We start from the raw sequence: 11,386 nt of genomic DNA, 5'->3' as shown, positions 1-11,386 counted from the left end.
GGTTGGCGTAGTGGCGGGTGAGCTCCCAGAACCTGGGGTGGTTCTCGCCGAGCAGGGCCCGCCATACATTCATCGCACGCTCGCCGAGCTTGATGCCAGCGTGGTATTCACCCGAAAGGTACATATAGTGGAGGCAGTTGAGGACAAGCAACTGGGCGGCAGCATCCTTGCTTTTCAGTACGTCCGAGTGCTCCAGGTGCGGAACGATCTCCGCATACCTGGGCCACAACCGGGTGTCCTCTGGTCGCCGCGGATCCGCGGCGACCAGCGCCTGGCGGACGACATCGTTGAACTCAAGGCGGTCCTCGCTGGGCATGTCGGCATGGACGATCTGATGGACCATGCGGTGCAGGTAGAGGGTCTCGCCGCTGGACTCGTCGGACTCCAGGCGCACCATCGAGTACTGGCGCAGCCGGTTGATGGCCCTGTTCCACAGCAGCGGGTTGTCGAGCAGCCCGGAAAGTTGCTCGGGCAGGTCGTCGTGCGGCATCTCCTTCAGCAGGCGCACGGGGATGGAGCCGGGCGCGAAGAAGGTGCACAGGCGGAGCAGGTCGACGGACTCGGGGACGGTCTCGTGGAGCTTGTTCAGCAGTATCGACCAGGCGGTCTGGAAGGCCAGTGGGAAGTCGGCAGAGACCTTGACGACGTCCTGGTCGATGCCGTGCTCCAGCAGCCCGATGTAGTCCTTGACGGACAGGTCGGAGTCGTTGAGCCAGCCAGCCGTTTGGGCCATCAGCAGGGGTAGGTCCTCCAGCGCCTCGGCGAGTTGGTCGGCCTCCGCCTCGGTCAGGCGGGGGGCGCGGCGGCGGATGAAAGCGATTGACTCGCCACGGCCGTAGACGGGGACTTCCAGGAGTTTGCTGTTGTGTTCGCTCCACTCCGGATTGCGAGAGGTGATCAGCACATGCCCCGGGCCGGTGGGGACGAGGTCCCAGATCTGGTCGGGTTCGTCGGCGCCGTCGAGGATCAGCAGCCAGCGGCTGTACGGTTCGCCGCGCCGCAGCGCGTCCCTGGCGGCCCGCAGCCGCTCCCCGTACTCGACACCGGTGGACAGGCCGAGCGCGGGGGCGAGTTCGGCGAGTTTCTGGCGGCAGGTGACCCGCTTGTCGGCGGAGACCCACCACACCACGTCGTACTCCGCGCCGAAGCGGTTCGCGTACTCGGCGGCGAGCTGGGTCTTACCGACCCCAGACATGCCGTGCAGCGTCAGCACGCCGGTGCCGGGTTCGCTGCCCTGAAGAGTGTTGTAGGCGTCGTTCAACAGCGGTTCGCGGCCGGTGAAGCGGGTGTTGCGGCGGGGGACGCCGCCCCACACCTCGGGCGCGGCGGACGGGAAGCGCGGCCCGCGCTTGTTTCCGATGGCGTCCGGTATCGGTTCGTAGGGCAGGTCGAGGCTAGCGAGAAGACGTCGCTCGGCCTCGTCAGCACTCTTCGTGTTGGTCAGGTCCGCGGGAGCGAGGTTGGAGGTGGCTGGGGGCACCGATGCCGTGGTGACCGAGACGGCCGCGAAGCGGGACGGCTCGGGTGCCACGACCTCGCGCAGGGCCGCATTCCACTCCTCGTGGGTGCGCGGGCCCAGGTGGAGGTACCACTCGCTGATGATGATCAGAACCTTGCCCTCGGCCGCCAGTTTCAGTTTGCGCAGCAGATCCACAAGAGGAGCGTCCGCTGGCGGGTCCCACCGCTGGTACGCAACTCGATGCCCGCGCCGCTCCAGACGGTCCCCGATCCAGACCGCCCAGGCGCGGTTGAACCCGGCGAAGCTGATCGTGACGGCACTCGCGGCCGTACTGGGCTGTCTGGAGACGTCGGCCGGGGCAAAGGCGGTGGTCACAGAGTTGTCCGCAGTTGTCGCGAACAATGGGGCTGGGCCTTGCATACGATCCGGCTGCGTGCTCCTGGCGTCATCCGCAGCCGATGATGTTCTCCCGCGAATTGAGATCGTCTGGTTGCCTGGGGTCAGTTCGGCGACGCGCAGACCGAGGTCTTCAGCAGCTTCCTGGACGGCGTCGTACTCCCGGTCCAGGGCGAACCGCACCTTCTCAAGCGCATTGTCCACGACGTCGAGGTCGGCCTCGTCCGGCTGCGGCTGTGGGAGAGGAACGGGCAGCAGGAGGCCGGAAGTGTCCCCGGGCGGGGACGCAGCCTCGGTTTGCGCGCTGAGTGCCGCAAGCTCGGCTTCCAGTTCGTCGATCCGCCGTGCTGCATGATCGGCAACTTTCTGCGCTCTGTCCCTGTCGCTCTCGGCACGGGATAACTGCGTGCGCAGTTGCAGTTCCTGCTGCTCCGCTCGATGCAGCGTCTGCTCCAGGCCATGGCCATCGGATCTCTCGCGGACCGCATAACGGTTGAGGGCGTCGATTCGCCGGGTCAGTTCCAGGACCTTCGCTTGGGCTTGGCCGAGCATGCCGAACAGGTACGTGGCAATCAGCAGTGCCTGGTGGCGGGCTTGCTCGCTTGCCTCGAAGGCGCGGCGGGCCCGGTTGAGTTCCTCGTATGCGGCAAGGGCCTGCCGCTGCGTTTCCAGGACCTCGCGTGCTGTCACCTGCGGGCCGCTGCCGTCTGTGGCCGTGGGTGCGCTCTGTGCTCGGTGCCATAACTCCTTAGGCCCGGTCAGCCGGAGGGAGCCGGCGTCGCCGTCGTCGTCGGGGAAGCAGACGTCTGCGACGGCCTCCACCAGATCCCACGACAGACCCTCACCGGCCAGCTGTGCCCTCAGCTTGCGCAGGGTCGGCAGCTGACCGCTGGTGAAGTGGTCGACCGTCAGTCGCTGATGCAGGATCCGTACGGGCACCTTGGCCTCATCCAGCCACGAGCGGAGCATCCCGATGAGTTCGTTAATCTCCGCGCAGGTTCCGCGTGCCGGACCCCACGGCCGCCCTGTCCGAGCCTGCTCCCCCACTGCCCAGCCTCTCCGCTCAGTTGTTCCGGAACAACCCCCGGCTTATGTATGCCACAACATCCAACTGCTGGCACCTGGAAGTACGTCGGGAAATCGTGTACCCGAAGCCGATCCAACAGCCCAACTCCAGGTGGTGTTAAGCGTGTTCCCCGACCGAACCACGATGGTACTGATCCTGCTCTCCATCGTGCTGTCGCTGTCCCTGGCCGCCGGCATCACCGCCGCTGCCCTGGCCCGCTGGGACAGTTCAAGCATTCCCACAGCTCTCGCCCGCGCAGGTGTCGCCTTCGGCAGCACCCTCTCTCTGGGCATCGCGTTCATCGCCCTGGTCATCGCCGCCTGGCCGTAGATCGGAGGTCACGCTCGATGGTGGCCCCGACTGTCAGCGCGGGCGGCGAGGAAGGCGCCCAGGTGGTTGCCGGTGAGGTCCTGCGGCCTCGCTGGCGGGACGGGCAGCTTCGCCAAGAAGCGCATCAGTCGGCCCAGGCTCCGGCAGACGCTGGTGGCCGAAGACAGCGTGCGTCGACCGCCGTCGGGCCCGGGGTCGAGAACGTCACGCTCGCAGGCCGCGACCACGTGGTCGACAGCCGGGCAGTGCCCCCACTCGCTGAGCAGCGCCCCGGCCGCCCAGACCAGTGGCGCACCGACCGCCCGCCGCTGGTCACCCGGCCCGAGGCCGCCGCCCTCGTCGGAGCCACGCCCGAAGCATTCTCGCGAGCCATCAAGCGAGCGACCCAGCAGCCCCGCACGGCGGCCGGCACGGTACGGCACCCGATGACCGTCGTGATCACCACGGCCCACTGGTACGACCCGCTGCGCTGCATCGAGTGGTGGCACTCACGCTCGGGGCACGGGCCGGGTCGAGGACACAAGACCCCTGTCACCTCCGGCTGACCGGGTACGGAGAACGCTGCGGTCCGGCTGCCGGGCGACGGAGGAATTGCCTCCGTGGCCCTGGGTGTTCGCGTTCACGCCCTCGAAGGTCGCTGCGGCACGGCTGACGTGTGGCGCCCGGCTCGGGTTACCGGAGTGAATGAGTGCGGCGCAGGACGAGGCGGCAGAGTCGCTGGCGTCATGGCACGACAAACGGAGGGCGCTCCTCATGCTCGACTTGGCCGCACGGGGTACCTGGCGGGCAGCAAGATCGACGGCGCGTTTTCCATGGCGACGAGGGCACTAAGTATCGGGCGAAGCCTTCCCCCGGAGCATCACGCCACGTACGACGGCCTGCTGGGACACACCGTAGAGGTGGACTCCACCCGCTTGCCGGAGTCGTCATCGGAGGCACTTCAGGCAGGCAGCGAAATCCTCGTATGTTTGTGGCAGGTTCAGTTGGGGTCTGGCCCAAGTTGTGTGAGCTGACTACGTGTTGTAGTCGTTGATCTTGGTTGGGCTGGTTCGGAAGTCGTCTTGATCTGGTTCCTCGTTCGGCTGGTGTGGCTGACATTCGGTCGTCGTGAGCGAGATGTCGTCCTTGGTGCAGGAGTTGTTGTTTCCGGCGGTCGCGGGTGTGGCGGTCGTGTCCGTGGATACGGGCGGCGGGGAGGTTCATGTCAAGGCCCGGTGCACGGTGGCTGGTGCCGCCTGTCCGGAGTGCGGGGGCTGGTCGGAGCGGGTGCACGGCTCCTACCTGCGCTTTCCGGCGGACCTGCCCAGCGCGGGACGGCGTGTGGTGCTGGCTCTGCGCGTGCGGCGGTTCGCCTGCGCGGGTCCGTCGTGTCCGCGGCGGACGTTCGCCGAGCAGGTATCGGGCCTGACCCGGCGGCACGGCCGGGCCACTGAGCGGCTGCGTGCGGCGATGGACACCATCGGGCTGGCCCTGGCCGGCCGGGCCGGTGCCCGTCTCGCTGAGCGCATGGGGATCACGGCGAGCCGCAGCACGCTCCTTCGCCGCGTGATGGACCTGCCCGACCCGCCCGGCACCCATCCGAGGGCCGTCGGCGTGGACGACTTCGCACTCCGCAGGGGGCACGTCTACGGAACCGTGATCATCGACGCCGAAACGCACCAGGTACTGGATCTGCTGCCCGAGCGGGACGCGGCCACGCTTGTTCCGTGGCTGGCCGGGCACCCGCAGATCGAGGTCATCTGCCGTGACCGTTCCGGTGCTTACGCGGACGCGGCGGCTTCCGCCGCGCCCCAGGCCACGCAAGTGGCCGATCGCTTTCATTTGTGGCAGAACATCGCCAAGGCGGCGGAGAAGACCGTCGCCGCCCACCGCGCGCGACTGCACGATCTCCCGCCTGCCATCCCTGAGCCGGAACCCGAATGGGAGACGCCTGCCGAACCGGTCCGCAGGAAGGCGAACCGCCGCCCGGGAAGTTCGCCGAGCGTGCCCGCGCCCACCATGCCCTGGTCCACGAGCTGCTGGCCCAGAACATGGGACTGCGGGAGATCGCCCGTCACCTCGGCTGGGGACGCCACACCGTCCAGCGGTATGCACGTGCCGCCTGCTGGCAGGACATGGTCACAGGGCGAAAGCGCCAACAGCCCAGCAAGCTGGATCCGTTCAAGCCCTACCTGGAACACCGCTGGCTCGAAGCCAACGGCCGCGTGACCGTCCTCGCGCTGCACCGGGAAATCACCGAACGCGGCTTCCGTGGCAGCTACTCCACCGTGAACCAGTGGACGCGCCGGGCCCTGACACCTGCGGACGGCTCCTCGCTACCGCCCGCCGCACCGTCCATTCCGGGCAGACCACGTCGCACCTCGGGTAGGGCTTCCCGGCGTCGACTGTTCGACAGCTTCGGGTCCAGCGGGTGAACCGCATGGGCCGGCCCTGATGGCCGGCCCTCCCGGGCGGTTGCTCGCGCATAGACGCTGGTCAACGTGCGCGTCGGAGGTGCGTGAACGGCCCTGCGGGCAGACGCCGCAGAGCGTTCCGGAGACCCGAGGGGCGGCTCTGAGAGGCTAGCTCGTATTTCCTGATGAGTTCGAGGACTGCGGAGCCGGCGATCCGTTCCTCCTCCTCGTCGTAGGCGGCAATGACATTTACTCCGCCGTCTGCGACGAATCGCTCGATCATGGCCACGCCGAGGCCGGGCATCAGTGTCTGGAGCAATGACAGCTCAAGCGGGCGGCCGTGTCCGTACCACTCATGAGCGAGAGCGTGGAGGACGGCGTGCTGAGTCTGATCCGACGTCGGCTGCACAGGAAAGAGGACCCGCGTGAATCCCGGGCTGCTCAGCCGCAGGCCGCAGGACGTCTCCGGTACCCGCATGTGCTCGGGCTGGGTCGTGACCAGGATCTGTCCTCCGTGCACCCGCTCCATGCTGGAGACCAGTTGGAGAATGGTGAACGGCGGGGGAACTGGCAGGTCAGCCAGCCCGGCCCTCTCGTTGCTCAGTTGGCTTGGTGACATGCGGGGCCTCGTGGTGCTCACATACGGGCGAAATGCGGCAGGAGTTCCGTGGTGCCGGTGCGCGAGCTGATGATCTTCAGCCTCAGCGCGGACCGTTTCCTTCCAGAACTGGTGAGACGCGGGCAGGGGCACTGCGGTGCCCAGCCCGACGGTGCCGTGCGGCACGGGACCGAGCACCGCAGCATCCGGGAGCGGCATCTGCGGCGTTGCGCCGGTGTTGACGGACACGTCAGCACCGGCGCGGAGGCTCACCCCCAGTCGGAGTCGCCGGCGACATCTTGCGTGTTCAACGGCGTGACACCCCAGTCACTGTCGCCCGGGAGCGCGTCGGCAGCGGAAGCGGACCATTGCGCTGCTGGCCGGACGGTCTCACTCGTGGCGCTGACGGTGGTGAAAGCCAGGCCGGAAAGTGCGGCTGCCAGTAGCAGCGATACCGCTCCGCGGGATCCGGATTTCATGAAGGTCATCCTTCTGCTCCTCTGCACGACGGGAGTCTGGGCCATCCGAGGTACGTGAGCCCAGGTGTTCACCGGGCCGGACCAAGCTCATCCGGTGCGGCTACCTAAGATCAAGCGGTCGGCTTGTCGTACGTACGTAATTACGCACTGTGGAAGGGATGAATCATGCCGGACCCGGCCAATCCGGATGTCGCTGATCTTGATCTCACCCTGACGGACGAGGACCTCGAGTGCTACGGCAAGGTCGGCCGGCAGGAAGAGGTCGCGGCCGATGACCCGAGTCTTCAGCGGCTCATCGCCCTCGGCGTGGTCATCCCGAACGCCTGGCTCCCGGGCCGACATGTGCTGGCCGATCTCCGCAGCGCCGAGATCCAGCTACGAAAGACGGCGGAGGGGTCCGCGGTGGCGGCCCTTGCCCGCATGGGGAGGATCCCCGCTCTCATCCACCGTCTGGAACGAGAACAGCCTCGCCACAACCCGGAAACCAGAATCGAGTTCCTGCCCGGTGTCGACATCCCCAACGATGCCATCTCCCGTGCGACGAACGGCGCCCGGCACGAGCAGCTCTCCGCCCAGCCGAGCCTGCGCCGGCCTGAAGTCCTCGACCGGGCCTTCAAGCGTGACAGCAAGACGCTCCAGCGAGGCGTCCGCATGCGGATCCTCTACCCGGTCAGTTCCCGCAGCAACACCCACCTCCACGAGTACGTGGGCAAGGTGACCGCTCTTGGCGCAGAGGTGCGCACCACAGAAGAAACGTTTTCGCGCATTGTCATCATCGACCAGGAGCACGTCTTCTTCGAGGAGGGCGGGGTGCCCCGTGACCCCTCGCTCGGGGCCTGGCACGTCCGTCATCCCGGCGTGATCGGGTACCTCATCGAGCAGTACCGGCTCTTGTGGGAGCGGGCCCATCCCTGGTATGGGACCGAGCTGAGCTCCGAGACTGCCATCTCGACACCGTTCCAGCGGTCGATTCTGTGGGAACTCGTGAACGGGCTGGACCAGCAGCAGATCGCCAAGCGTCTCCTCGTCAGCAGCAAAACGGTCAATACCGCGCTCAACGACCTTCGTAAGAAGCTCGGCCTCAAGACGCCGTACCAGGTGGTCGCCTGGTGGATGGCGTCGGAGGAGCGCCGCCTCGAGGCTCCCCGGGCCGCCCGGCTACGCCAGGATCCGGTGAACGAATGAGCGCTGCGTCCGTTGGAGGAGCAATGCGGAGATCGGCGTTCGGCCGGGCCGGTCGTTCATGCCGTCAGGATCCGGGGAGCCTCCCCGCGTGTGGCCTCGGCCGGGGCCCAGGCGCTTTCCTCAAGAGACGCGCGGAGCCGTCGGCGTTCTGCCCCGAGGCGGCAGGGCAGCCGCGTCACCGACTCGGGCCTTTCCTGCGGCGGCGCGTATTGGGTGCTGCGGCCGCTTGGCCGATGGGGGCGCCGGGCAGGCGAGCGCCTGGTCCTCCTCGCACCTCTTCGATGGTGGTGACCCGCAGAGCGGCCCGCCGTTGGCCGGCCCAGCCTGATCCGTAGGCCTCCGGGGCATCGACGGTTCGGACATGGTGGAAGCCGAGGTTCTGGTAGTACGCGTGTAGGCGGGTGTTGGTGGTCCAGGCGTCGAGACGTAGCCAGGTGGCCCCGGCGCGTGCGGCGCGGTCGCCGCACCAGTCGAGGAGTCGGGCCCCGAGGCCGGTGCCTCCGCCGGGTTGGGCGAGGGTGAGCTTGTGGACGTAGAAGGCAGCTTCCCTCGCTTCGGTGTCTGTCCAGAGGACGGGATCGGCCTGTCTGTCCAGGGTGACGGTGGCTATGGGGTCCGTAACGGGGTTGTCATGCACCAGGTAGACGTGGCCGGCTTTGACGCTGGCGAGGAGGAGCTCGTCGGGGTAGGGGGTGGACCACTGGTCGCTGCCGCGTGCCGCGAGCCAGGCTGCGGCGGCGGTGCGGAACCGCTTGAGACGGGGGACGTCCGCTGTGGTGGCCGTGCGGATGATCACTCGGTGTCGCCGTCGGAGTGGTCGGGCTTGGTGCGCTCGTACACGACCGTGTTACGTCGGCGGGGCAGCGTGAACCGGGTGACCTGGACGGGGGTCCCGTCGCGGTCGAAGCCGGTGGAGGTCAGCTGGATGGCCGGCAGTGAGTTGCCGTCGCCGATCGCCAGGCGCCTGTTCTCCTCCTCGGTGGTCATGCGGGGCTCCAACTCGTCGATGGCGCGGACGAGTTCGTGACCGAGCTCGGCGAGGACGGTGTTGGTCCCGCGGGCGACGCTGCCGGGAAGGAGCCAGTCGGTGCCGTCGACGATGCGCAGCGGCACGAAGGAGTCGTCGGTGTGCGCCGGGACGCCGTCGACGATGTTCGTGCGTCGGCGTACGCCGACGTGTTCTCCGGGGCGCAGCCCGAGTTTGTTCCTGATCTCGTCGTCGGCCCGCATGACCTTGACGTCGTCCATGCGAGAGGTGCCCGCGCGGGCTGCGGCGCGCACGAGCCGGGTGTAGATGTCGGAGTCCGCACTGTCGCGGTCGAACTCTTGCTGGGGCGCGAAGATGAGCGGTTCCCAGTTGCGGATCATGGCGCCGTGAGGGGCACCGGGGCGCGTGTGCACCAGCCCCTCCCCTTTCAGCCTCTCGATGACGCGGCCCATTGTCTGCCGGCTGAGGCCGTAGGCAGCGGCGAGCTCGCCGGCGATAGGCAGGCGGCCGGGGCTTCCGTCGGGCTGCCGGAACTCACCGTCAAGGATCCGGCGGTGAAGGTCGGCCGTGACGGTATCGACTGTCCACGGACGATCGGGGCTGGTGCGTTTCATGCGCGCACCCTACAACCTGACACGACAGCTGTATGACCGGGCGCATGCCGGAATGAGCCTGCGGTTGCAGTCTTTTTCCGGGCAGCGTGCGCGGCTGATGCGCCGTCATCCCAAGCTGTCAAGACAGCTCTTGACGTCTGCCGGGCGATCCCCTACCGTCTCGATCGTCACCAAGCTGTCTTGACAGCTTGGAGTGGCGTGATCGATATCCACCAGAAGCTCACTGTTTGCCGCCTGTAGATATGGGCTCGAATTCGAGCACCAGTTCCTTTTGCTGGCTCTCGGAGCCCTGGTGTACCGCCGGGCGTCTCCGTCTCAGAGGAAGCGGCTGGTTCGTGAGGTACGGGCACCGACGACCGCGGCCGCTTGTGGCAGGGAACCACCGCTTCACCGACCACGACGACAAGGAGAACTTGATGGACTGGCGTCACCACGCCTCTTGCCACGACGAGGACCCCGAGCTGTTCTTCCCGATCGGCAACACCGGCCCCTCCCTGCTTCAGATCGAGGAGGCGAAGGCTGTCTGCCACCGCTGCCAGGTGATGGAGACCTGCCTCCAGTGGGCCCTGGAGACCGGTCAGGACGCCGGCGTCTGGGGTGGCCTGAGCGAGAACGAGCGCCGCGCGATGAAGCGCCGTGCCGCCCGCAAGCGTCCGCGCAGCACGACCGTTTGATCCCGTCCTGCACACCTGCGCTGGTAGGCGCATGCATGAGCTCCACACCGTAACACCGACGTAGGAAGTCGAGCCCGGTGAAGCAGCCCTGGCATAAGCCCTGTCCGGCCGATGCTGCTTCCCGGGCCGGAGAGCTGCCCCTCCTTCAGCCCGAACCGACCGCCCTCACCCAGCGAGGAGTCCGAACAATGGCGCAGTTCTGTAAGCGTCCGGCCCGCGTCATGCCGCGGGCCAACCGGCCGAGTACCGCGTACAGCAAGACCATCGCCAGAGCGGTCGCCCCCGAGACCCGTAGCCAAGCGGCCGTGGCCGCCGGTGCGCTGCTGACCAGTCTCCATCCGGCGGCCGCTGCCGGGGCCACTGCGGAGGAGCGGTGACCCCCGACCCCGCCGCGCGGCCTGTTCGTGCCAGCCTGACCGAATACCTGACGATGGCCCGCAGCCGCCTCGGGCACATGAGCCCGGCCGAACGCCGCGTCAAAGCGGCCGTGGCCGGACGTGACACCCTCCGCTACAACCTCACGCTCGACCTGGGCCGCATGAGCCAGGACGAGCTGGTCCTGGCGGCCATGGAACTGCGCGGCGCACTGGCGCTGCTGCTGAGCGTCACCATCCCGGCCGCGACCCCGCCGTCTACCGCAATGAACGACGACGATCTGATAGCCCAGGTCTTCGATCTGATCAGTGACGCCGCCCCACTTCACGCCCAGATGCATCTTCACCTCGACCGGGTACTGTCCGAGCCCCTGATGGAGACTCTACTCAAGGGCATCAACGCCTCCCGGACGCAAGGCTTCGGCAAGTGCGTGGAGGCCATCGGCCACTGCGGAACCACCACCGTCCGCATCACTGCCCTGGCCGCTGCGGAGGGCACGCAGTGACCCGTCACGAACCGGACAAGCCCCAGGTCGGCCGGGCCCTGACCGGTCCGGCCGCCCGAGCGCCGCCGGGCGAGGCAGCTCCGCCAGCCGTACGACCGTGCGCAAGCAGTACCGCCGCGCGCGCACCTGACGCCCCGTGAGCGCAGGAGCCCTCCGCCGTTTCGCGATAGCCAACTTCAGCCGACGCTCGCAGGCGAGAGCAAGCCTGCCGGGCGCCCGGCAGGAGCAGATCGCATGCCCTTCACAAGCCTGTCCGACAGCCCTTCAGCGGGTCGCTGCGCGGCACCCCCTGCCCCGGCGGCTGCCCCGGTCCCGTCCGCGGCG

12 protein-coding genes are annotated in these 11,386 nt (G+C 67.9%); 7 read left to right on the top strand and 5 right to left on the bottom strand.

The features are described 5' to 3' along the window. Positions 1-1,879, bottom strand: a 1,879-nt coding sequence (gene fxsT / locus GA0115259_RS20100) for an FxSxx-COOH system tetratricopeptide repeat protein (protein ID WP_141716628.1), incomplete at its 3' end; no start/stop codon positions are given. 1,165 nt (positions 1,880-3,044) lie between these two features. Between fxsT and GA0115259_RS20095 the strand changes: the two genes are divergently transcribed. From GA0115259_RS20095 to GA0115259_RS20085, 3 genes are all read left to right on the top strand, one after another. Then, positions 3,045-3,251: a hypothetical protein gene (locus GA0115259_RS20095; protein ID WP_093598967.1), complete on the top strand. Its 207-nt coding sequence runs from the start codon at positions 3,045-3,047 to the stop codon at positions 3,249-3,251. A gap of 17 nt (positions 3,252-3,268) precedes the next feature. Next, entirely contained in the window at positions 3,269-3,796 is a 528-nt protein-coding gene (locus tag GA0115259_RS20090) for a hypothetical protein (protein ID WP_093598964.1), read from the top strand. A 571-nt stretch (positions 3,797-4,367) separates the two neighbouring features. Next, positions 4,368-5,459 carry an ISL3 family transposase gene (locus tag GA0115259_RS20085; RefSeq protein ID WP_093598962.1) on the top strand — a complete coding sequence of 364 codons (1,092 nt, stop codon included), beginning with the start codon at positions 4,368-4,370 and terminating at the stop codon, positions 5,457-5,459. A 267-nt stretch (positions 5,460-5,726) separates the two neighbouring features. Here the strand turns inward: GA0115259_RS20085 and GA0115259_RS20080 are convergent, their stop codons facing one another. Beyond that, positions 5,727-6,491, bottom strand: coding sequence for a hypothetical protein (locus tag GA0115259_RS20080; protein ID WP_141716626.1), 765 nt, complete (start codon positions 6,489-6,491; stop codon positions 5,727-5,729). 20 nt (positions 6,492-6,511) lie between these two features. Next, entirely contained in the window at positions 6,512-6,730 is a 219-nt protein-coding gene (locus GA0115259_RS39655) for a hypothetical protein (protein ID WP_141716625.1), read from the bottom strand. A gap of 156 nt (positions 6,731-6,886) precedes the next feature. Between GA0115259_RS39655 and GA0115259_RS20070 the strand changes: the two genes are divergently transcribed. Beyond that, the gene (locus GA0115259_RS20070) at positions 6,887-7,906 is read left to right on the top strand and encodes a LuxR C-terminal-related transcriptional regulator (RefSeq protein ID WP_093598953.1); all 1,020 of its coding nucleotides are present in this window, start codon (positions 6,887-6,889) and stop codon (positions 7,904-7,906) included. A 175-nt stretch (positions 7,907-8,081) separates the two neighbouring features. On the opposite strand, the gene GA0115259_RS20065 is transcribed toward GA0115259_RS20070, so the two are convergent. Continuing rightward, positions 8,082-8,702 carry a GNAT family N-acetyltransferase gene (locus tag GA0115259_RS20065; RefSeq protein WP_176732597.1) on the bottom strand — a complete coding sequence of 207 codons (621 nt, stop codon included), beginning with the start codon at positions 8,700-8,702 and terminating at the stop codon, positions 8,082-8,084. Beyond that, positions 8,699-9,508, bottom strand: a complete 810-nt coding sequence (locus GA0115259_RS20060; protein WP_093598950.1) for a GntR family transcriptional regulator — start codon at positions 9,506-9,508, stop codon at positions 8,699-8,701. Before GA0115259_RS20060 ends, GA0115259_RS20065 begins: the two co-directional genes overlap by 4 nt. A gap of 416 nt (positions 9,509-9,924) precedes the next feature. On the opposite strand from GA0115259_RS20060, the gene GA0115259_RS20055 reads away from it, so the two are divergent. The 3 genes from GA0115259_RS20055 (at position 9,925) to GA0115259_RS20045 (ending at position 11,062) form a co-directional block, all read left to right on the top strand. Further along, on the top strand, positions 9,925-10,182 hold the full coding sequence (locus GA0115259_RS20055) for a WhiB family transcriptional regulator (protein ID WP_093598970.1): 258 nt from the start codon (positions 9,925-9,927) through the stop codon (positions 10,180-10,182). Positions 10,183-10,370: 188 nt separating this feature from the next. Continuing rightward, entirely contained in the window at positions 10,371-10,559 is a 189-nt protein-coding gene (locus tag GA0115259_RS20050) for a hypothetical protein (protein ID WP_093598947.1), read from the top strand. After that, positions 10,556-11,062, top strand: a complete 507-nt coding sequence (locus GA0115259_RS20045) for a hypothetical protein (protein ID WP_093598944.1) — start codon at positions 10,556-10,558, stop codon at positions 11,060-11,062. The genes GA0115259_RS20050 and GA0115259_RS20045 overlap by 4 nt, the downstream gene beginning before the upstream one ends. Positions 11,063-11,386: the final 324 nt, after the last annotated feature.

The organism is Streptomyces sp. MnatMP-M17, assembly GCF_900091995.1.
Lineage (GTDB): Bacteria > Actinomycetota > Actinomycetes > Streptomycetales > Streptomycetaceae > Streptomyces.
Note: the sequence above shows the minus strand (reverse complement) of the source record. Positions and strands in the feature narration are given on the sequence as shown.

Coding starts and splice junctions, on each gene's coding strand:
- GA0115259_RS20070 (WP_093598953.1), top strand. CDS start 6,887: ATGCCGGACCCGGCCAATCCGGATGTCGCTGATCTTGATCTCACCCTG.
- GA0115259_RS20090 (WP_093598964.1), top strand. CDS start 3,269: ATGGTGGCCCCGACTGTCAGCGCGGGCGGCGAGGAAGGCGCCCAGGTG.
- GA0115259_RS20050 (WP_093598947.1), top strand. CDS start 10,371: ATGGCGCAGTTCTGTAAGCGTCCGGCCCGCGTCATGCCGCGGGCCAAC.
- GA0115259_RS20085 (WP_093598962.1), top strand. CDS start 4,368: ATGTCGTCCTTGGTGCAGGAGTTGTTGTTTCCGGCGGTCGCGGGTGTG.
- GA0115259_RS39655 (WP_141716625.1), bottom strand. CDS start 6,730: ATGACCTTCATGAAATCCGGATCCCGCGGAGCGGTATCGCTGCTACTG.
- GA0115259_RS20055 (WP_093598970.1), top strand. CDS start 9,925: ATGGACTGGCGTCACCACGCCTCTTGCCACGACGAGGACCCCGAGCTG.
- GA0115259_RS20060 (WP_093598950.1), bottom strand. CDS start 9,508: ATGAAACGCACCAGCCCCGATCGTCCGTGGACAGTCGATACCGTCACG.